Source organism: Streptomyces sp. NPDC001194, from assembly GCF_042896985.1.
Lineage (GTDB): Bacteria > Actinomycetota > Actinomycetes > Streptomycetales > Streptomycetaceae > Streptomyces.
In genome coordinates this window covers 33,356-52,764 of record NZ_JBIAXU010000006.1, presented here as the reverse complement: position 1 = coordinate 52,764, position 19,409 = coordinate 33,356, and the positions used below count along the sequence as shown (strand labels likewise).

General features: G+C 70.5%; 19 protein-coding genes and 5 pseudogenes. 14 read left to right on the top strand and 10 right to left on the bottom strand.

What is annotated here, in order from left to right; all coding sequences use genetic code 11:
* Nucleotides 1-17 precede the first annotated feature (17 nt).
* The gene (locus ACFY1T_RS16020; protein WP_390788655.1) at nucleotides 18-887 is read left to right on the top strand and encodes a MurR/RpiR family transcriptional regulator; all 870 of its coding nucleotides are present in this window, start codon (nucleotides 18-20) and stop codon (nucleotides 885-887) included.
* Between the two features lie 239 nt (nucleotides 888-1,126).
* Nucleotides 1,127-1,315: a hypothetical protein gene (locus tag ACFY1T_RS16015; protein WP_376136951.1), complete on the top strand. Its 189-nt coding sequence runs from the start codon at nucleotides 1,127-1,129 to the stop codon at nucleotides 1,313-1,315.
* A gap of 991 nt (nucleotides 1,316-2,306) precedes the next feature.
* On the opposite strand, the gene ACFY1T_RS16010 is transcribed toward ACFY1T_RS16015, so the two are convergent.
* Nucleotides 2,307-2,762 (bottom strand): hypothetical protein, encoded by a 456-nt coding sequence (locus ACFY1T_RS16010; protein ID WP_385993041.1) that lies wholly within the window; start codon nucleotides 2,760-2,762, stop codon nucleotides 2,307-2,309.
* A 265-nt stretch (nucleotides 2,763-3,027) separates the two neighbouring features.
* Between ACFY1T_RS16010 and ACFY1T_RS16005 the strand changes: the two genes are divergently transcribed.
* The gene (locus ACFY1T_RS16005) at nucleotides 3,028-3,207 is read left to right on the top strand and encodes a hypothetical protein (RefSeq protein ID WP_386051454.1); all 180 of its coding nucleotides are present in this window, start codon (nucleotides 3,028-3,030) and stop codon (nucleotides 3,205-3,207) included.
* 419 nt (nucleotides 3,208-3,626) lie between these two features.
* Here the strand turns inward: ACFY1T_RS16005 and ACFY1T_RS16000 are convergent.
* Nucleotides 3,627-4,478: pseudogene (locus tag ACFY1T_RS16000) on the bottom strand (IS5 family transposase).
* On the opposite strand from ACFY1T_RS16000, the gene ACFY1T_RS15995 reads away from it, so the two are divergent.
* The 3 genes from ACFY1T_RS15995 (at nucleotide 4,477) to ACFY1T_RS15985 (ending at nucleotide 6,813) form a co-directional block, all read left to right on the top strand.
* Complete coding sequence (locus ACFY1T_RS15995) at nucleotides 4,477-4,974, top strand: winged helix-turn-helix domain-containing protein (protein ID WP_376137103.1); 498 nt, start codon at nucleotides 4,477-4,479, stop codon at nucleotides 4,972-4,974. The pseudogene ACFY1T_RS16000 and the gene ACFY1T_RS15995 overlap by 2 nt on opposite strands.
* A gap of 38 nt (nucleotides 4,975-5,012) precedes the next feature.
* Nucleotides 5,013-5,552: a transposase gene (locus ACFY1T_RS15990; RefSeq protein ID WP_390788880.1), complete on the top strand. Its 540-nt coding sequence runs from the start codon at nucleotides 5,013-5,015 to the stop codon at nucleotides 5,550-5,552.
* Between the two features lie 67 nt (nucleotides 5,553-5,619).
* Nucleotides 5,620-6,813 (top strand): hypothetical protein, encoded by a 1,194-nt coding sequence (locus tag ACFY1T_RS15985; RefSeq protein WP_390788654.1) that lies wholly within the window; start codon nucleotides 5,620-5,622, stop codon nucleotides 6,811-6,813.
* 251 nt (nucleotides 6,814-7,064) lie between these two features.
* Here the strand turns inward: ACFY1T_RS15985 and ACFY1T_RS15980 are convergent, their stop codons facing one another.
* A complete protein-coding gene (locus ACFY1T_RS15980; protein WP_390788653.1) occupies nucleotides 7,065-7,337 on the bottom strand; it encodes a hypothetical protein in 273 nt (90 codons plus the stop codon).
* Here ACFY1T_RS15980 and ACFY1T_RS15975 point away from each other — a divergent pair.
* Nucleotides 7,336-7,540, top strand: a pseudogene (locus ACFY1T_RS15975) (cold-shock protein). The gene ACFY1T_RS15980 and the pseudogene ACFY1T_RS15975 sit on opposite strands and share 2 nt — an antisense overlap.
* A gap of 251 nt (nucleotides 7,541-7,791) precedes the next feature.
* Here the strand turns inward: ACFY1T_RS15975 and ACFY1T_RS15970 are convergent.
* The 4 genes and pseudogenes from ACFY1T_RS15970 to ACFY1T_RS15955 all read right to left on the bottom strand — a co-directional run bounded on the left by ACFY1T_RS15970 (nucleotide 7,792) and on the right by ACFY1T_RS15955 (nucleotide 9,372).
* Nucleotides 7,792-8,142, bottom strand: a complete 351-nt coding sequence (locus tag ACFY1T_RS15970; RefSeq protein ID WP_390788652.1) for a PRC-barrel domain-containing protein — start codon at nucleotides 8,140-8,142, stop codon at nucleotides 7,792-7,794.
* A gap of 42 nt (nucleotides 8,143-8,184) precedes the next feature.
* On the bottom strand, nucleotides 8,185-8,460 hold the full coding sequence (locus tag ACFY1T_RS15965) for an isoamylase early set domain-containing protein (protein ID WP_390788651.1): 276 nt from the start codon (nucleotides 8,458-8,460) through the stop codon (nucleotides 8,185-8,187).
* Nucleotides 8,461-8,827: 367 nt separating this feature from the next.
* Nucleotides 8,828-9,037: pseudogene (locus tag ACFY1T_RS15960) on the bottom strand (hypothetical protein); the annotation flags it as partial.
* 38 nt (nucleotides 9,038-9,075) lie between these two features.
* The gene (locus ACFY1T_RS15955; protein ID WP_390788650.1) at nucleotides 9,076-9,372 is read right to left on the bottom strand and encodes a hypothetical protein; all 297 of its coding nucleotides are present in this window, start codon (nucleotides 9,370-9,372) and stop codon (nucleotides 9,076-9,078) included.
* Between the two features lie 843 nt (nucleotides 9,373-10,215).
* On the opposite strand from ACFY1T_RS15955, the gene ACFY1T_RS15950 reads away from it, so the two are divergent.
* Nucleotides 10,216-10,533 (top strand): hypothetical protein, encoded by a 318-nt coding sequence (locus ACFY1T_RS15950; RefSeq protein ID WP_229344434.1) that lies wholly within the window; start codon nucleotides 10,216-10,218, stop codon nucleotides 10,531-10,533.
* A gap of 375 nt (nucleotides 10,534-10,908) precedes the next feature.
* Here the strand turns inward: ACFY1T_RS15950 and ACFY1T_RS15945 are convergent, their stop codons facing one another.
* Nucleotides 10,909-14,280, bottom strand: a complete 3,372-nt coding sequence (locus ACFY1T_RS15945) for a BTAD domain-containing putative transcriptional regulator (protein ID WP_390788649.1) — start codon at nucleotides 14,278-14,280, stop codon at nucleotides 10,909-10,911.
* Between the two features lie 182 nt (nucleotides 14,281-14,462).
* Between ACFY1T_RS15945 and ACFY1T_RS15940 the strand changes: the two genes are divergently transcribed.
* From ACFY1T_RS15940 to ACFY1T_RS15915, 6 genes and pseudogenes are all read left to right on the top strand, one after another.
* Nucleotides 14,463-15,152 carry a hemerythrin domain-containing protein gene (locus tag ACFY1T_RS15940; protein WP_390788648.1) on the top strand — a complete coding sequence of 230 codons (690 nt, stop codon included), beginning with the start codon at nucleotides 14,463-14,465 and terminating at the stop codon, nucleotides 15,150-15,152.
* Nucleotides 15,149-16,087 carry a pyridoxamine 5'-phosphate oxidase family protein gene (locus tag ACFY1T_RS15935; RefSeq protein ID WP_390788647.1) on the top strand — a complete coding sequence of 313 codons (939 nt, stop codon included), beginning with the start codon at nucleotides 15,149-15,151 and terminating at the stop codon, nucleotides 16,085-16,087. Before ACFY1T_RS15940 ends, ACFY1T_RS15935 begins: the two co-directional genes overlap by 4 nt.
* Nucleotides 16,084-16,212 (top strand): hypothetical protein, encoded by a 129-nt coding sequence (locus ACFY1T_RS15930; RefSeq protein WP_267501564.1) that lies wholly within the window; start codon nucleotides 16,084-16,086, stop codon nucleotides 16,210-16,212. Before ACFY1T_RS15935 ends, ACFY1T_RS15930 begins: the two co-directional genes overlap by 4 nt.
* A 225-nt stretch (nucleotides 16,213-16,437) precedes the next feature.
* Nucleotides 16,438-16,602 (top strand): hypothetical protein, encoded by a 165-nt coding sequence (locus ACFY1T_RS15925; RefSeq protein ID WP_390788646.1) that lies wholly within the window; start codon nucleotides 16,438-16,440, stop codon nucleotides 16,600-16,602.
* Nucleotides 16,592-16,735, top strand: a pseudogene (locus ACFY1T_RS15920) (IS5/IS1182 family transposase); the annotation flags it as partial. The gene ACFY1T_RS15925 and the pseudogene ACFY1T_RS15920, both read left to right, overlap by 11 nt.
* A 686-nt stretch (nucleotides 16,736-17,421) precedes the next feature.
* Nucleotides 17,422-17,721: pseudogene (locus tag ACFY1T_RS15915) on the top strand (transposase); the annotation flags it as partial.
* Nucleotides 17,722-18,008: 287 nt separating this feature from the next.
* On the opposite strand, the gene ACFY1T_RS15910 reads toward ACFY1T_RS15915, so the two are convergent.
* Together ACFY1T_RS15910 and ACFY1T_RS15905 are read right to left on the bottom strand one after the other, a co-directional pair.
* Nucleotides 18,009-18,842 (bottom strand): SDR family oxidoreductase, encoded by an 834-nt coding sequence (locus ACFY1T_RS15910; RefSeq protein WP_390788645.1) that lies wholly within the window; start codon nucleotides 18,840-18,842, stop codon nucleotides 18,009-18,011.
* 70 nt (nucleotides 18,843-18,912) lie between these two features.
* A complete protein-coding gene (locus ACFY1T_RS15905; RefSeq protein ID WP_390788644.1) occupies nucleotides 18,913-19,380 on the bottom strand; it encodes a GNAT family N-acetyltransferase in 468 nt (155 codons plus the stop codon).
* Between the last annotated feature and the right edge of the window lie 29 nt (nucleotides 19,381-19,409).

Sequence of the window (19,409 nt, the reverse complement as noted above, 5' to 3'; positions counted from 1 at the left end):
GAAGGAAGAGCCCGCGCATGGCCCCTGGCACGCTCGCCGACGAGATCCGCCTCAAGCTGGGCGACGCCAGCCCCGCCGAACGTAAAGTCGCACGGGTGCTGCTCGCCGGCTACCCCTCCGCCGGCTTCGAAACCATGGCCGTCCTCGCGGAACGCGCCGCCGTCAGCACCCCCACCGTCCTGCGCTTCATCAACCGACTCGGCTACCGAGGCTTCCCCGACTTCCAGACCGCGCTCCGCGCAGAGCTCGACGAACGCAACGCCTCCCCCCTCTCCCTCTACGAGGCAACCGACTACGGCCGCAACCAAGACGGAGCCGAGGACCTTTCCCTCCTCCAGCGCGGCAGCAACCTCTTCAGCTCCGCCGTGGCCCAGACCCTCGCCGAACTACCCCCGCACGATCTCGAACACGCGATCACACTGCTCTCCGACGGCAAACGCCGCATCACCCTCGCCGGCGGCCGCTTCACGAACCTCTTCGCCCAATACCTCGGCCTGCACCTCATGCAGGTACGCGACGACGTCCGGTTCCTGCCAGACCGCGACGTCGAACGCACCGCGCAGCTCGCAGCGGTGAACCGACGTGATGTCTTCGTCCTGTTCGACTACCGGCGCTACGAGCCGGACAAGGTCTCCATCGCCGAACTCGTCCAGGAACACGGTGGCAAGGTCATCCTCTTCACCGACGTATGGCTCTCACCCGCCGCAGCGCACGCACAGGTAGTACTGCCGAGCCAGGTCGCCGCACCATCCCCCTACGACAGCCTCGTCCCTACCCTGGCCATCATCGAAACAGTCGTCGCCGGCGTGCTCACCGCCCTAGGCGACGGCGCCCACAAGCGGATGCAGCACGGAGAGAACACTGCCCGCCGAATGGGCCTGTACTGACCACCACCACACCGACGGCGACCCCGGGAGCGAGCAGGCCGTCCACCGCCTCATGGAGGCTCTCCGACAGGGAGCCGGCCGAGAGGGCCAGCGGGCCGGGACCGCAGGCATCGTGCTGCAAGCCGACCCGCTGAGATCCTCGTGGCCGGCTGGCAAGCGTGATCGGCGACGCACGTGCCCCGTTGAGAGGACCGATCGTTGCTGATCTTGTTCTCCTTTCCCTTGCTCAGCTGACCCCGGTGCGTGACGACCATGCCTGGCGCTTCCCCCACGTGAACGGCCGCCCCGTGCACGTGCGGATGCGGGCCTGGCCGACGAAGGAGGGCGGGTACCTGGTCATAGCCACTGACCTGATGGTCGGTGGCGGGCTGGTCAACATGGAGGCGAGCCTGTGCCGGGCCGCAGGGGCAGAGTTCGGCCGCGCATGAGCATGACGTCTTCGACCTGCTGGTCCGGGACGGGGACGGTCACGACCATGCCCACCTGTGCACCGAGGAGATCCTGGACCTGCTCGGTGCGGGCGTTCTGGGCTTCCCCGGGTACACCCCGGCCGGCCTGTCCGAGGCCAGCTCGCGGCCGGTGCCAGCGCAGAGTGTCCAGATGGCCAGGCTCGTGGCCGCTGTCCTGCGCCTGGAGCAGCACCGTCATGGATAACGACCTCACCCCGGTTGGCTGCGTTGTCTGAGTGCCCGGTTGCGGTCGACCTCATGGGCAGCAGCACCTTCACAGCCGATGCGGGTACGAATCAGGGCGGGCACAACAGCTCCGCGCGTGCCGGGCGCCGGGCCGTCACGCTGATTTGGCATCCAGCGCGGGCCCGCGCGACGTGTCCGTCTACCCGCTCCACAGGCCGGGAGTGAAGTCTGCTGGCGGGAGGTGGGCGGCCGGGGCGGGCGTCGGCTCGGCTAGCCCGGCTCGGGGGCCGTCGACTGCGCGCCCACCGGAATGCTGCGGCCCCCGGCCCTGACACCCTGGCGGGTGCAGGGCCGGGGGCCGCCCCGACGGGTCGGCGCCTGAGGCCCGCTTTGGGGTGGCGGCCACAGCGGTGCCGTGGGGGAGAGGAATCATCGCTGTGGCCGGGCGCCTTGTACATGCCCTCGGTGCACGTGGGCCAAGTGCGAAACCACCTGTGCGCATGGAGAGGTGCGGGCCGGGTTTACAGACCGACATGGTGCTCACCTGGCTCGCCCGCAGCGGCGCCAGGCCGGCCTTCGCAATTTGTGTCGTGGGAGCGGGGCGCGCCCCCGTCGGCAGGCCGTTCGCGGCGAGGGTTGTCCTCCGGTGAGAGGGAGCAGCCCAGGTGAGAGCCGGGCGGGGCAGGTTGCCGTGTGAAGCGGGCCCGGGGCCGGTTGCGTGGCGGCAGTGCGGGTGGAGGCCGCGTCGGCGCCCGCTGGGGCGAGGCCGCCGGGTGGCGGGGCGTCAGCAGGTGAGGGTGACCTCGTGCACGACCGGCTGGGGTGTCCAGGGGAAGGAGGCCACGCCGAACGTGCCGCGGACCGTGGTGCCACAGGGGACGGTGCTCGCCGGGCCGCGCACCTCGAGCGTCGTGGTGGTGAAGACGACAGGCTTGTCCTGCGTGAGGGGCGGGGCGCCGGCGCCCAGGACCTGGGCGGACAGCGTGGTGGACAGCTCCTTTGTGGCCTGCGTCGGGCTGCCGGGAGAGGGCGGCCCTGCGAGGCTGACCCTGCCGTAGAACTGCACCGTGTTACCGGTGACGTCCGCGCACAGCCGTGTGAGCAGGCCTGCCTGGAGGCCCGAGTTCCCGCAGGTGGTCAAGGTCTGGTCGGCGGCGGCCTCGGGGGTAGCGGCGGCCGGGCCGGCGGCCAGAACGGTGAGGCCGGCAACGCCGACCGCGAGAAGGGCTAAGCGGTTCATGGGGACGTGCTCTCCTTTGTATTTCGTCGGTGCGTGACGGGTCATCCACGTGCCTTGTGCGATGTGATATTTCACATCGCACAAGAAGGTGAGATGATCGCGCCCTGAATTCCTTCCGTCAGAGGATCAAACTTCTCTGTAGGGCGCGGGTGGAGCTGGCAGGCGGAGAGACCACGGCCGACCTGCACGACCTGGTAGCGGATTTGGCGCCCGCCCTGAATCCGGACGACAGGCGTGCTCTTCCGGGCAGGCGTTGGAAATCGTGGTGGGCACCCGGCACGAACTGGCCCTGCACCCGGCCCACATCCACGGCCTCACCCAGCTCCTGCGCCAGGCCGTCGGCACCATCGGGGCCCGTAGCACGCCCGGCGGCGGCCAGCGCTTCCACTGCGACGAGACCGGCCGTGCCCGGCCGCTGTGGGAGCCGGCAGCCGGACAAGCCTGAGCGCCTGGGCAAGCCCAGGGAGACCCGGGGCAAACCACCCGCGAAAGGCGGCTTGCCCAGGCCCTCGGCTACGGGCTTCCCCACCCCGGGCGCAGGACATCGGCTTAAAGAGCCCCGAAGCGGGTCGTGTCACCGAAGTGGGGGAGCCAGCTTGCCCGCCTCGGCGAGCCTCCACAGCCTGGTGATCAGCTCGTCGGCGTCGACGCCGAAGCTCTCCTCCTTAAGCCGGGCACTGATGTTCTGTACATCCCGGGGGCTGTAGTGGCCTAGCCGCTCACGACGTACGGCCTCGGCAGCCCCTGCACGTGCTTGCCCTCGCCGCCATCACGCTCGTGCTGGCCGACCCTGCTGATGCGCCGAGTGTCTTGCGGGCCATGCTCCCGAGGCGGATCCCCGAGGGCTAGGGCGTTTCCTTCGGATCACCTGGCTGACCAGATGAAGGTGGCGGCGAGGTGGAGTCCGGCGAGGTAGATGGTGGCGGTCTTGTCATAGCGAGTGGCCAGGCCGCGCCACTGTTTGAGCTTGTTGATGCAGCGTTCGACGGTGTTCCGTTGCTTGTACGCCTCGCGGTCGAAGGCCGGCGGGCTGCGGGATCACCGCCCGGATTCCGCAGCGCCGCAGATGTCGACGGATCGCCCGGGACGAGTAAGCCTTGTCGGCCAAGGCCGTATCCGGGGTGATTCTGGGGCGGCCGCGCCACCGAGGCACCCGTAGCCGGGCCGTGACCTGCGCGAATCCGGGTGCGTCACCGGCCTGGCCGGGCGTAAGAACGAACGCGAGCGGCCGGCAGCGGCTGTCGGCGGCGAGGTGGATTTTGGTGGTCAGTCCGCCGCGGGAGCGTCTGAGGGCATGGTCGGGCGGCTCGCCGGCCGGGGCCCCTTTTGACGGGCCCCGGCGGCGTGCTGGTGGGCACGGACGATCGTGGAGTCGACGGCGACGACCCACTCGAGGTCGCCCTCAGCGTCGGACTGGGCGAGTAGCGCGGTGAAGACCTTCTCCCAGGTCCCATCCGCGGCCCACTTCCGCAACCGGTTGTGGGCGCCTTTCCAGGAACCGAAGTTCTCGGGCAGGTCCATCCACGGTGTCCCGGTGCGGTACTTGATCGCGATCGCGTCGATCACCTGGCGGTGATCCCGCCACCGCCCACCCCGCTGAGGTGTCCGGTCCGGCAGCAGTGGCTCGATGCGTGCCCACTGGGCATCAGTTACTGAGGTTTTCGGCGTGGCTTCGGGTAGTGACGGTGGGTGATCCCTGCGGTATGCCGGTGGTATGCGCTATGGCGAGGGTGGGGGCCTGACTGCTGAGCGTCGGGCGTTTCGTGAACAGGTGCGGCTAGCGGCCGCTGGGCGGTTCGCGGCGGGTGAGAAGACCGCGGTGATCGCGAAGGACCTGCGGGTGAGCGTGCGGTCGGTGGAACGCTGGCGCCGGGCCTGGCGCGAGGGTGGGTTGGAGGCCCTGCGCTCGGCGGGGCCAGCGAGCGTCCCTAGAATCTCGGCTGCCCAATTCGTGGTGCTGGCGGAGGAACTGGCCAAGGGGCCGGCCGCGCACGGTTTCGAGGATCAGCGGTGGACCCTGGTCCGAGTGCAGAGGGTGATCAGCCGCCGGCTCCGGATGAGTCTGTCGGTGGCAAGTGTGTGGCGGCTGCTGAAGCGGCATGGCTGGTCGTGGCAGGCACCCGCCCGCAGAGCTCTGGAGCGCGACGAGCACGCGGTGGAGTTGTGGAAGAGGGAGGTGTGGCCGCGGGTAAAAGTCGCGCGGCGGCGCTAGAGGCCTGGATCCTCTTCGAGGACGAGGCCGGATTCGCGATGACGCCGCCCCGCGCCCGCACGTGGGGAAGGCGCGGCCACACGCCCGTCGTGAGGGTTCGCGGCAGGTCACGCCGCCGGATCTCCATAGCAACTCTGTGCTGCTACAAGCCCGGCAAGAAGAGCCGGCTGATCTACCGGCCCCGCTTTCACCTGCCGTTCAAAGGGGCCCGAAAGAGCTTCGCCTGGACCGACTACCGTGATCTGCTGGTCCGGGCCCACATCCAGCTCGGCGGCCCCATCGTGGTCGTCTGGGACAACTTGAACACCCACCGCACTGCCGGCATGAAGCGGTACGCGGCCGAACACGACTGGCTCACCGTGTTCCAACTGCCGCCGTATGCGCCGGACCTCAACCCCGTCGAGAGCGTGTGGTCAGTCCTGCGGCGCGGCCCGACAGCGAACGTCGCCTTCGAGGATCCCGACCACCTCACCAGCGCCCTCCGGCGAGGCCTGCGATACATCCAACTCCGGCCCGACCTCATCGACGGATGTCTCGCTGGCACGGGCCTGACCCTCGACCGGCCGGTCCGCCGCTGAAACTCTCAGCAGCTTCACCCCGGCCGACATATCGTCGAGCCAGGTTGTGACTCTATGAGAGGACGATGTGCAGTTCGAAGAGGCCAACTGGGCGTGGAACCGGAACATTCCGCTCAGGTATCTGCTGGTCAGCGAGGAATGGGACGGCGAGCAGACGCTTTGGGCGCAGTGCTCCAACGCCGACGGGCTGTTCGTGGACCCCGTGACCAGGCGGGAATCGCTGACCCTCGTTGCCTGTGCACCGACCGGTCGGCTGCTGAAGGCCGTCGAGCGGTCGGCGCGTGAGCCGGTCGATCTCGGCGATCTGTTCGTCACGGTCGAGTTCCCGGACAACCATAAGGATTCGTGGGACGGGTACTGGGTGCACTACTGGGACTTGGAGAACGTCCTCGTTGTGGGCAGCCGTCCCTCCTTGAGTGATCCGCTGCTGCTCGATGTGTTCATCGAGGCCGAGGTGGCCGGTCCGAGTCAGCCCTCCGACCGTCCGGGCCCCGTCCGGGAGCCCGAGGACGCAGAGGTACAGATCAACAACGGGACAGGCAGCCGGATCGGCCAGTGCCGCCGAGTCGAGGGCCTGTACGCTGACCGGCCTGCCCCGAAGGTGGCGCCGATGCGACTCATTGGCTGCGAGCCGACCGGGCAACTGCTCGAACGGCTCGTCCGGCCGAGGGCGGACGGCGACCCGGTGGAACTCCGGGCGGTGGACCGTACCGGCCGGGTGATCCGCACCGAGGAACGCCTCACACTCCACATCGCCGACTCCCGCCCGTCTGTGCTCGGGGGCGCCCTCATCGACATGTCCCTGCGCGAAGGGCTGAAACACCCGCCAGGGCTCGCGGCACGCCCGGTCTGGGATGCGTGGTACGAGGGTGCTCCGGGCGAACGGAACACGTGGGCCCGCTTCTCACCTGGCGGGCGGGAGGAGTGGCTGCGCTTCACCTCGGCCAGTCCCGGCGCGGACGCGGGCAGCACATGTCATCTGGACGGCCGGTTCGTCACGGACGTCGCCGGCCTCAAGTGCGCGCTCGGCGAAGCAGTCGCAGGCCCCGGCTGGCACCTCAACCTGTGCTGGGGGATGCTCAAGGGCTGCCCCTGCGGCGGGGACAACCTGCCGGGGCCATTCACCCTTGTCTGGCACGACTCGGAGATCGCCCGGCAGGCCCTGGCCTCGGTGAGCGTGGACGCCGCAGGCGAGCTCACCTATTTCGAGAGTACCGTGCGATACCTCGAGCAACTCGGCACCACCGTCGCCCTCCGCTGACCGGACGGCCCTTTTGAGTCTTCGTATCGGCCTCAAGCTGGATCCACCCCACGGGCATCTCGGCGTCGGGAACAGTCACACGGTGGCCACCAGATTCAGCCGCATACCGAAAGATCACTACCCTCCGGACACCCGACAACAAGACGAAAAGCTCAGTAACGACACACATCAACCAACGATCAGATGATCTGAAATAAACGGACTAGCGGCTTCCCATTGTGCGAGCTGCCGCTGCTCCGTCGCCGGACAGGTCAGGGTTGACCGCTGGCCGCGCGGCCGTTTCCTCCCTGCGCCGCGGTGGCCGGGGGAGCGATGGCGATGATCTTGCCGTCCACGACTTTGTTCAGGATCTCCGGTACGCCCCCGGGTGCGGAGACCGCCACGCGTTGCAGTGCTACGCGGGCGGCCCACGTCCAGGGGTAGGTGCGCCAGTGCGGGTAATCGAGGATCGTTTTGCTGTGCTGTGCCGCAGGAACCAGGGCGATCACCTCCGCCTTCCGCACGTCGTGAGAGGCATGAGACATGGCCGCGGGAACTGTGAAGTGGTTCAACGCGGAGAAGGGCTTCGGCTTCATCACCCAGGACGGCGGCGGCCCGGACGTCTTCGCCCATCACTCCGCCATCAACTCCTCGGGCTTCCGAGAGCTCCAGGAGGGCCAGGCCGTGACGTTCGACGTCACCCCAGGGCCAGAAGGGCCCGCAGGCCGAAAACATCAACCCGGCCTGATCTTCCCCACCCCCCTGCGGACCGCGGACTCCGGGTAGCGCTCGGCGCGTGCGGGCTGCCTCGTGCAGCCCGCCCCGAACAGCAGGTCGCCGAACCTTGCCGGCGACATCGGCCGGCTCTCAGGCACACGCGGTCAGGTCCGCGCAACCGCTGCGCGGACCTGACTCGGCTCTGGCCCGACGATCGCGCCGGTCCTTTACGGGGCTGCGGCTCCCGAGCGTGGTGGGGAGCCGCAGCACGGCGGGCTGGGCTCAGCTGTGGTCGCGGTTGTAGTACTGGCCGAGCTGATCACGGTAGGCGGCGTCGCCGCGGTGCTTGTCCTTGTCGTACTCGGGGGAGTCCTTGATCTGGTCCTTGGTGAGGTTGACGTTGATCGTCTTCTCCTTCACATCGACGCGGACGACGGTGCCGGCGGGGATGAGGACCTCCTTGCCGAAGATCCAGAGGCCGGTGTCGACGACGATGTAGGAGGCGCCGACTTCGTCGGTGTCCTCGTCGACCTTGCCGATGCTCCCGTCGCTGGCTTCGACCTTGAAGCCGACCAGGCTGGTGCCGGGCGTGTAGTGGGAGTCGGGGTTGTAGCTCCACATGTCGTCAGTCACAGGTGACTCCTTCTGGGGCAGAGTCCGTGGTCGTGTGGAGGGTCAGGTGTGCAGGAGGCAGTTACGGCCGTCGTGGCCGTCCGCCCCTTCTTCGTCGAGCCAGTGGCCGCCGTCGGCGAGGTAGCGGAATCCGTGGTGCTGGTCCACCGGGAAGGTGACCGTGACCGCGCGGCTTCCGTCGCGGCGCTCGACCATGGGATGGGCGCCGGGCCGCCAGTCGTTGAAGTCGCCGACCACGCTGACCTCACCGGCCGGATGGCCGGCGGGCAACACGAACGTGATCTCGGTCCGCTTCTTGCTCCGAGTGCGCTCCAACATGGACGGTCAGCTCCTCACCTGCGGGTGGAATGGCTTCGCCATCACTGCCCGCTGCGTCGGCCTGGGTAGCAGGCGGCTACGCCACCCGGTACAGCTGTCGCCCGCTCGGCCGCACATTCAGGCGACTCGGCGGATCCGTCGCAGGTCTGCGCGCGTGGGGGGCGGAACTCTGCGGAGGGCATGCCCCTGTGGCCCAGGTGCACAATGTGCAACAGTGCCCCCCGGCCCATCGGCCCCGTCGAGGCCGGGTCCCCAGGTGCCCGCATTCGGTCGGCTCGCGCCCGGGGGTAACCACAGCACGCCAACACCTCGACCGAGCGTCTGCCCGGCTGTTCGAGGCGGCCCCTGCGGCGCTCCGGCGGTTCCCTCACCCCGTCCCGTAGCCGATCAGGGATCCGGTATTCACGTTGCGACTGCCGTCATGGGGTCCGCGCCAGTCCAGGCGCAGGGCGGTGGCGTCGTCGCTCGGCGGCCGGCCGTCGTACGCGCCGGTTACCGCGCCGACCAGCGTGCGCACCACCTCGCGCGGATGCTCGGCCGCGGTCTTGCGTAGAAGACCGGGCAGGTCGACCGCCTCTCGCGCCGTGCGGATGCCAGTTCAGACGTGGTCCGCCGTCACATCCATGGGGCCGTCTTGCTGTCTTCGTTCGCGGTGAAGTCGACCTCCACGGGGATGTCGTGTCCCGGCCGGGGTGCCCCTGGCGTGTCGGTGACCGCCGGCATTCGTCCACCGTGAGGGTTTTGCTGCTCGATGTCCGCCGTGAGAGTGCCGACCCGCTCCCGGATGCCGGCTTCGTCGAAGGCGTCGCCATCGGCGTGGGCCAGGCCGCCGGAGAGCAGGACGGCGCCCATGACGAGTGCCGTCTGTGCAGTCTTCTTGATCATGTAGTGGTCAACGGCAACGGATTCCACCGGTCACCGTCCCGGACGCTGGCCAGGTCCGTCCGTCAGAGACTGCCGGGATCAGCAGCGGCGCGGTCATAAGCCGGCTGCCGCCCGTCAAAGGCGGCGGTACGAAGGGCGAAGGCGGTACTGCCGGTGTGCGCGATGCGCTACGAGGCGGGAGGCCGCTTGCATATCCGGCTGGCCACCGGGCCCGGGCCTGATGCATCCCCCGGAAGTCCCAGCCACCCGACGCACAGCCGTAACCGGACGGCGCCAGAGTGGTTGAACGCTCGCGCCGGCCGTTTGAGGGCCTCACGGAGGGCTGTCTCACCGCCCTCGACGGCGTCCCGGACCACGCGCGCGGGCGCCCGCGCCGGATCCCGACATGTTCTCGCTTGGAGCCGGGCCCACCCGAGGGAGGCGGCGCTGCTCCTTAACGGCGCCGAGGAGTTCTGCCGGGCCGGATGGTCCCAGGAGCACCGGGAACGCGCGGATCGGGGCAACGAACGGGTGTTCGCCCGCCTCGGCATGGTCGGCGCGGGCCTCGGTCTGACCGGGCCGGAGGGCCGTGCCCGGATCGTCCTGACCCTGATCGACCTGCCGCTCGCGATCGAGGACTGCGCGGCCGCCCCGCTCGTGCGTGCGCGGCGAGGCCGGGCCGGGCCGGTGCGCGCTGGGCCGGGGCCCGGCCGTGCCCGTCCCCCCCCGGATGCCCGACACCGCCGGGGACGGCCAGGGTCGGTGATCTGGCGTCCGTTCGGGTCGGCGTGTAGGTCCTTCAGGGAAATCCGGCTGTGTTTGCGCATGGCCATCCTGCCGGTGAGCAGAAGAGACGCAGCGAGTTGCCTACCCCCTTGGAGGGCAAGCACGATGACAGACGACGTACGGCCGGGTAACGGGTCCTCGGCGAGCATTTCCGCGGGCGAACAGATCGCCGCCGCGCTGAACAGTCTTCCTCCATCCATGGTGGTGGCCCTGAAGCAGTTGATGATCTCATTCGGGTTTCCTGCGACGGGCACTGTCAACGAGATGCCTCCAGGTGTTGCCCCCGCGCTGACCGCGATCGCGGACGCGTTCTACGGAAGCAGCTCGGGCGGGCAAGGGGCGGGCTCGCGGGGTAGTGGAACCCCGCCCTTCCCGAACACGCCGCCGCTTCCTCCGCCCCCGCCCGGCGTGATCACCGGCTAGCCGCTGCCCGACCAGGGTCCTGGGGCGGGTTCTGCAGCGTCGGCTACCGATGCCGGCCCCCGCCACGTCGTCGTCGTTTGCACCGGGATCCCCGCAGGTACGGCCGGTCAGCGGATCGACACCGCGCGCCGAGGACCAAACAGCCGCCCAGTCGGTTCGGGCACGGGCGGACAACACATCTGCCCTTCGGACGGGGCGCTGCGCTGCCGGGCCCGCCCTCACGAGGTGGAGGAATCAACTCGTCCCGCTCCTGCCGGATTCCCGATCGGGGTGCGGGCGGTCCGCGTCGAATTGCCGCCGGGCGCAGTGCACTCGGTGGACGGCTGCGTTTGGCGACGGTGTGAGCGTCGAGGGCGTGAGCCCCGTTGCGCAGCTTCACAGGGCGAAGGTCCGGCGCCGATCGCGGTCTGCGGCCATGTCCGCCGCGGCGCGGCGTGCGGCGGCGGCGTGGTGGGGCGCGTTCCAGGCCAGGGCGACACGTTCGGCCAGCGCGTAGGCGTCGGCCGCGGCCCGGCCTTCGCCTAGGAGGCGGTAAAGGTCAGCCAAGGGGTGGGCGAGTGGGCGGGTGGCGTAGGCAGCGTTCGCCGCGCCGGCGAACTGGTCCCGGACCGGCCGCAGATGCTCGATCAACAGGGCCGCGGAGTCGGTGTCGGCGTGCAGGACGGCGAGTTCGCTACGGTAGTCGAGCTCCACGCCGTAGAGGTGGTCCGTCACCGGGTGTTGGGGAAAGAGCACGTCGCGTGCCTCGTCCAGCCGGCCCTGGCGGGCCAGTACGAGAGCGTGCGCGACGGCGACGGGGGCGCCTACGGCCTCGTGCACCTCGCGGACGCTGTGCGCGATGTCGGCGGTCCGCCCCTGAGTGAAGCGAATGGTCCACAGGCCGAGCGTGCGTGGGCCGGTCGCGTGGTGTGCCCCGACCCGCTGGAAAAGCTCGTCCGCCTGGGCGTACCGCTCCTCGGCCTCCGTGAACCGACCCGCGATGGCGGCGAGCATGGCCCGGGTCGTGACGTTGATGCCGAGCGCCCAGAGCATCCCGTAGCGGTGCGCGAGGTCCAGGCCGTCAGTCGTGTGTCGGTGGACTGCTGCGGGCTCGTTGCGGACGGCTGCCGCCACAGCGTCGAGGTGCTCGCACACCCAGCGGTGAGCGGGCAGGTCGTGCTCCGCGGCCAGCGCGCGCAGTTCGGCGACGAGCGGGGGCCGGGTGGCGCCCTGCAGCTCGTACGGCAGCAGCTTCGCCGACGTCATCACGGCCGAGGCGAGCAGCCGCGGTCCACCGACGGAGCGAGCCAGGGCCAGTTGTGCGTCGGCCGCGTCGCGGGCACGCGCGGCGTCCTCGCCGGCCACGGCGTCGGCGAGGACCTGCAGCACGCGGGCCCGTGTCGCCCCGTCCAGCGAGCGGTCGCGGGCGAGCCGTTCGAGACGGGCAAGCGCGGTCCGGTCGAAGAACCCCTCCAGTCGGCTGCGCCAGGGTGAGGGCTCGGTCCAGGCCCCGTACACCGCCGCCACCAGGTCGTCGCGATGGGCCCGTACCGCGAGGTCCACGGCCTGCTGCCGGGTGCGGCGGGCCGCGGCCGTGGCGCCGGCGCGGAGCTGGGCCCCGAGCAGGCGCATCAGGAGGGCGAGGGTGGCGTCCGGGTCAGCGTACGGGTCGGCTGTGGCCGCGCTGTGCACGTCCAGCGCCTGCGCGATCAGCCCGACCGCGACGTCGTGCGCGTACCGCTGCTCCGCCAGCCCGGCAGCGCCCAGGGCGTACTCGACGGCCAGCGGCGCGTTCACGGCGCTGCCGGATCTGGCGAAGTGGTGGGCGAGCGCGGCCAGGTCGTCGGGCCGCTGCCGGTGCAGCGTCCGGGCAATGCGGTCGTGCAGGCGGGATCGCCGTACGCCGGAGAGGTCGGTGTAGACGGTGTCGCGGACCAACGCGTGCACGAAGCCGACCCGGCCGGGTCCCGCCTCGGTCAGCAGGTCCGCGGCGAGAGCGGCGTCGAGTCCTTCGAGTACGGTCTCCTCGTCCGTGTCGGACGCCTCGACCAGCAGTGCGACGTCCGCTTCCACCCCTACGGCGGCGGCGAGCCGCACGGCCGCCAGCGCGGCGTCGGGCAGCAGGGCCAGGCGCCTGCGCAGGACGTCCCGGACGCCTTGGGGGACCTCGGAGAGGGCCACCAGCGCCCCTTCGCTGTCGAGCAGGCGCGCGCTCTCCCAGACGTAGAACGGATTGCCGCCGGTCCGTGCCGTGATCGTGGCCACGGTGGCCCTGTCGACCGGCTTGCGGCAGACGGCGTCGACGACGGTCGCGACGTCGCGCGCCGAGAGTCCGCCGAGCGCGATCCGGTGCGGGAGGCGCGGGGCGAGCTGCGCGAGAGTCTTGCCCAGCCGGTCCGTGACCTCGGCGGGCCGGTAGCAGGCGATGGTGAGCAACGGGACGCCGGTGACGGCGGCCGCTGCTTCGAGCAGGGCCAGCGTTTCCCCGTCGGCGCGGTGCAGGTCGTCCAGGAGCACCGCGAGGGGGCGCCCGGCGGAGGCGGTGGTGAGCCACGCCGTGAAGGCGCGGTGCGTACGGAAGCGGTCGGCTGCCGCCTCGTCGCGCGTGGCGGCAGCCGCCCCTTCCGGCTCGTGCAGGAGAACAGCCAGGTCCGCCGTGTGCGCGGGGGGCACCTCCCGGGCGAGCGCACCGAGTGCCTCCACCCACGCCCAGGCAGGCGGAGCTCCCTCGTGCCCGGGGCAGCGGCCGATCACCACGGTCCAGCCCTCGCGCCGCAGCCGGTGCGCGAAGCGGTCGAGGAAGGCGGACTTGCCGGCCCCCGCTTCGCCGGTCACAAGCAGCAGTCCGCCGGTGGTACGGGCTTCTCGTGCCGCGGTGTCGGCGGCGCCGAGTTCCTTCTTCCGGCCGAGGAAGAGGGGCTGTCGGCCGGCGGGCAGGGCGCCGGAGCCGGAGTTCTGGGCGCTGCCGTGGCTGGGCCTGGCGATCTCCGTACGCGGCTCCGGCACGTGCGCGTGCAGCACGTCCAGGTGCTGGTCGAGGAGGGCGTGCTCGAGCTCGACCAGGGCGCGGGAGGGATCGCAGCCCAGCTCCTCGCGCAGCACCGCCCGGGCTCGGCGTAGCGCGGCCAGGGCGTCGGCGCGCCGCCCGCACGCCCAGTGGGCGAGCGTGAGCAGCCGCCAGCCCTCCTCCCGCAGCGGGTGCTCGCCCACCAGGGCTTCGGCGGCCGACGCCGCCCTGAGGGTGTGTCCGGTGCGCAGGTCCGCGGCGAGTGCCAGCTCGCGGGCGTCCGCCCGCAGCGCGGCCAGCCGGGCCGCTTCGGGCCGGGCCCACGTCTCGTCGGAGAACTCCTGGAAGGCGGGGCCCCGCCACCAGGCCAGCGCTTCGGCCAGCAGTTGGCGCGCCTGTGCGGCCGGGGCGCGCTGCGCCCGGTCCAGCCGGTCCTCGAACCGCCAGGCGTCCACCGCCTCCTGGGGGAGGAGCAGGGCGTACCCCGGAGCGGAGGTGACCAGGACCGCAGCGGGCGTGCGCGGCGGCCGATCGGGTTCGAGCACGCGGCGCAGGTTGGACACGTAGGCGTGCAGTGACACGGTGGCCTTGGCCGGTGGGGTGCCGCGCCACAAGTCCTCGACGAGGCGGTCGACGGACACCACCGCCCCGCGGGCCGCGAGGAGGCAGGCGAGCACGGCCCTCTGCCGCGGTGCTCCGAGGGGGACCGGCGTTCCTTTCGACTCGGCCTCCAATGAGCCCAGCACTCGTATGCGCAACACGTCCGGGAATCTACCGGAGGTGGCGAGAACGAGTCGTCAACGAAGGCTGAACACCCAGGTCGGAGGTGGTTCCGGCAAGGTCCGTAAGAGACGTCCCATGGGTTCGCCAAGCCAACACCAAGTGGCGACGGGCAGTTTCGGTACGTCCATTGCCCCGTATGCGATCCATGGAGTGAGCGAGCGTGTCCCCCAGCACCACCTCCCAACGACCCCACACCCACGAGATGGTCGTGGTCCACCGTGTCTTCCGCCGTGAGTCGGCGCTGCTGCCGCGGCTGGTCCGGGCCGTCCCTGACGGTGCGACCGCCCGCGCAGCCCAAGTCGGTGCGCATCTGGCCGAATACATGGAGGGGCTGCGCCACCACCACACCGTCGAGGACGAGACGATCTGGCCGCTGCTGCGCGAACGCGCCGCGGATGAGGAACTGGTCGCGCGGATGGAGGAGCAGCACACCGGGATCGACACCTGCTCAGCGATGGTCGCCGACCGCGCGCTGCACTGGCAGCGGACCGCCGACCGTACGGCGGGGCAGCAGCTCGCGCTGGCATTGGACGAGCACCGTACGGCGCTGCTCGAGCACCTCGACGACGAGGAGCGGCTGGTCCTGCCCCTGGTGGGCCAACACCTGACCGTCGCCGAGTGGGACGCGGTCGGACGCCGCGGCATGGAGGGCATACCCAAAGAGAAGCTCATGATTGCGCTCGGTGCCCTGCTCGAGGATGCCACCCCGCAGGAACAGGCCTACTTCCTCGGCAGGGCCCCGTTCATCGGGCGCCTGCTGTGGAAGGCGGTCGGACGCAGGCAGTACGCGGCGTCCTGCCGGGCCCTGAGGGCGCCGCTCTCCGAGCTCGACGGTGGCGCGGGGCGATGACCGTACTCGACTCCGCCCCTACGGCCCTGGATGCTTACCGGACCTGCGAGTTCGCCACCCTCGCCAGGAGCGGAACTCCGCTTGCCTGGCCCACGGCGGTGGCCCGGCGCCCGGAAGGGACCCTCCTGTTGACCACCTCCCTGGCCTTCGCGCAGAAGGCGCTGAACGTGCGCCGGGACGGCAGGGTCGCCCTGCTCTTCTCGGACCCGACGGGCAGCGGCCTCGATCCCGCCCCGCAGGTCTTCGTGCGAGGCCGGGCCCAGTGCCCGAACGAGATCGCGACCGGCCCGGAAGGGGCGGAGGATTACTGGCGGATGCTTTTCGAGCGGCAGCCGCACAGCCGTTCGTACCTCTCGCCGCCCATGAGGCCACTGATGCAGTGGTACTACCTACGGCTCCTCATCACCGTCGAGCCCGAGCAGTTGACCGTACGGCCGCCCCTGGCAGGGCTGTCGGAACCGGGCGCACCGGCAGCGGTCACCGGTACCGAGGCGCTGTCCGGCGCCGCGCAGCTGAGTCGCTTCCCCACGGCCGTACTGGCTGCCCTGGACGCCACCGGGGCGCCGCTGCTCGCCCGGACCCGGCCGCGGCCCACCCCGGCGGGCTACTTGGTGGACGTGCCGTCCGACTGCGCGGTCGAACGCGGGCCGGCCTCGCTGCTGGTGCACCGGCACGACGAACGGCTGAACCACATGTACAACGCATCCGTCCGCGGGGACCTGAGGCGGACCGACGAGGGCTGGTTGCTGGTCCCGTCGGTCGTGGTCGAACCGATGGGCTCGGGACGGCCGACCGACGCGTTCCGCGTCCTGCGGCACACGAAGCGCTCTACCGACCGCTATCTGGAGCGGCGGGGGCTGTCTCGGCCGACGGTGCAGTGGGACCGCTTCCGTGCCCTGGTGAAGTCCGCGGCGCAGAAGGAGCAGGCCTCGTGAGCTTCCTGATGGCCCGCCTCGCCGCCGCGCTCACGGGCGTCCGGAGCCGCGCCGCACACCCCCGCCCCCGGACCCGGGCCGGCGGTGACCGCATGCGGCAGGTGATGCGCTCGCCGCACCACTGACGGCGAACTGCATGTGGGTCAGCACAGGCTGGAGGCGGACTCCCGCCTTCGGCCGCCGCTCAGAACCTGGTGGGCGGCAAGGCCGCCACCGTGTGCGCGTTTCCTGAAGAGGCGCCACTCGTTGCCGGCCCCGACAGAACATCACCGGCGCGGCTGAGGCCTGTATGCGGCCTGCTGTTCTGGGGCCCAGTGTTTGTTGCCGAGCGTCCTCCGGCACACCGCCCGATGTGCCGCGACCAGGGGGCGTCACTGCGAGGGTCCGACCACTCGAACGCGGAACTGCTGGAAGGCGGGGTGCGGATCCCGCCGGGGCTGATCCCGCTGGAGGTGCCGCCCACCGAACTGCTTGTCGGGGACCTGCTCGAGGAGTCCTTCGTAACTTCTCCGTGAGAAGGAAGGAGGGGCTGCGGAGCCCTCAGCGTGTGTGATCGACGCCCAGAGCGTCAAGACCTCGACTAGCGTTCCCGCCGCCAGCCGGGGCATCGACGCGGGGGGCGAGAAGATCGCGGGCCGCTGGCGAAGCTCATCGACAACCGCTGTTCCTGGAAGTGAACGAAGCCATGATGTTCGAGGTTTGGGTTCAGTGGGGTACTGGCGGTCCGGTGCGGTCAGGAGGCGTTCTGGCCAGCCTCGTCCACGCGCCGGGCTCGTAGCCGTACGCGCCTGGCCGGCTGTTGCAGGGCTGGGTCAGGCGAGGCGGGAGCCGATCCGAAACCGCATCTCGCCCGCGGCCCGGCGAATGGCCTCGCTCTGGTCCGCGTCATCGAGCAGAGTGGCCAGCGCCATCAACGCCCGTGTGCGTCTTTGCTGATGAGCTTCGGGGTGGCTCGGTGACGCCGTCCAGGCGTGTGCCCAGTAGATCCAGTCCCCATTCCATGCAGGGGACAACGCCGCAGGGGCCGTGCGTCACGCACCTGACCGGCCTGCGCTGGCACGGCAGCCGAAGCAGCCTCGGACCGGTGGCCCGAGCCCGAAGGAGCGGCGGTCGCGCCCGGGCATGTGGCGCCCGGCATGGGGTCGGGCCCCGACCCGGGGGGAGGGTCGGGGCCCGAGCAGGGGCCTGCGTGTCCGGGCGCCCGGGTCAGTGGCGGAAGGTGTCCTTGATGTCTTCCTTGGCCTGTCGGGCGTTGCCCTTGGCCTGTTCGGCGGTGGCCTTGGTCTTCTCCGTGCCCGACATCGGGACCTCCTCTTGTAGTACCGGATGAGAAGATCAGCGAGATCGACCGGCAGATCGAGGTCTCCTCTCGCGCCCACAGTCAGGCCGCCATCGTTGCCAGCATGCCCAGGATCGGTAACCTGCTCGGAGCCGAGATCCTGGCCGCCATCGGCGGCGACATGGATCTCTTCGGCAGCCCTGATCGCCTGGCGACGTACGCCAGCCTGGCACCGGCTCCCAGGGACACAGGCAAGGTCAGCGGTATCCGACACCGGCCGAAGCGATATCGCCGACGTCTGCAACGGGCCCTGTTCATTGGAGCCATGAGCAGCGTCACCTGCTGCTCGGAATCACGCCGGTACTACGACCGCAAACGGGCCGAGGGGAAGAGGCACTCGCAAGCAGTCCTGGCGCTGGCCCGGCGACGAGTTGACGTCCTGTGGGCTCTTCTCCGAGACCAGCGGCACTCCGAACTCACGCCACCGGCCCGATCCCCACATCACGGAGATCGCGGCCCTGCTCCTCCTGGGGCAGGTGACCGCCTCCGAGATCGCCGAGCGTTACCAGGTCGGCTCGCGTACGGCACAGAGGCTGCTCGCCGCAGCCCGAACCAACCCCGAGGGCCGACGGACCCGTCAGGTCAGAGGGCGCTCCCAGGCCGCAGGAACTGCCGCGCCCCGCGCAGCGTGGTGCGCAGACCTCGCTGGGTGGCCCGGCTGTCGAGGCGTACGTCGAGGGCGCCGGGGAGCGCGCTGTCGGCCCGCAGGCCGGTGGGGAGCTGTGTGGGGTCGAGTCCGTCCCGCTCGGCGATGAGGATGCCGAGTTCGTGGCGGCTGACGGCGTCGGGTCCGGCGAGGTGGTGGATGCCGGTCGCGTTGGCGGCGGCCAGTTCCAGGAGGGCGGCGGCCAGGTCGCTGACGTGGACGGGGCAGCGGACGTCGTCCGTGAACAGGACGCCGTGGCGCGTGCCGGCGGCGAGGTCGTGCACGACCTTCTCGTGCACGGACCGCCCGTGGCCGATGATCAGTGATGTCCGGGCGACCGCAGCCTTCGGGTGCACGGCGAGGACGCCGGTCTCCGCGGCGGCCTTGGCAGCGCCGTAGGGGGTGATGGGGTCGGGGAGGCTGGATTCGTCGTAGTGGACGTCCGAGCCGGAGAAGATCGCATCGCTGGAGACGTGGACTATGCGGGTTCCGTACTTCGCCGCTGCCATCGCGAGGCGGATGGGGCCCTCTGCCGTGGTCGGCCAGTGGGCCGATCCGCTCGATGCGTTGATGACGAGGTGCGGGCGCACCTCGGACATGACGGCGTCCAGGTTTCCGGCGTCCCGCAGGTCGAGGTGACGCCACGCGGTGGGGGAGGCGGAGCTGGGCTTCGTCGCGTACGTCGCGACGGTCGAATGCCCGGCTGCTCTTGCCTGCCGGACCAGCTCGGTCCCGAGGAAACCGCTGCCGCCGACGATCAGAACTGTCATCGCGCCACCGTAGACCGCTCCTACAGCGATGAAGGCGGTCACCGAGGACTTCGGGTGACCGCCTTCATCGTCAGCGTGCCGGTGGCGGCTGCCAGATGTAGCGGACATCCGGCTCGCGCTCGTCGTTGCGCGCCCCGTCCGTCCGCTCGACCGCGATGAAGCCGTGCCGCTCGTAGAACCGGTGCGCCGAAGTGTTCACCTGGAACGTCCACAGCGTCAGCCGGTCAGGCTGCCGCTCCTTGGCCAGGTTCATGAACCGGTCGCCGATACCCCGTCCGCGCCACGTGGGGTCGAGGTAGAGCTGTTTCAGCTCTTGTCCGTTGAGCACCATGAGCCCCACCACGTTGCCGCCGGTGACTGCGACCCAGGTCTCGTACCGCGGCACGAGCACGCGGGCGAACCAGTCGCGTACGTCGGCTTCTTCGTGTGCGCAGCGCACGGTCGGCAGTGCTGCGGCGAAGGAACGTAGCCACACGTCGGCCGCGGCGCGGGCGTCGGTACGGGTTGGGCGGCGGAGGACAACGTCGTTGCTGTGCATCGTGCGGTACCTCCGGCAATCCAGGGGGA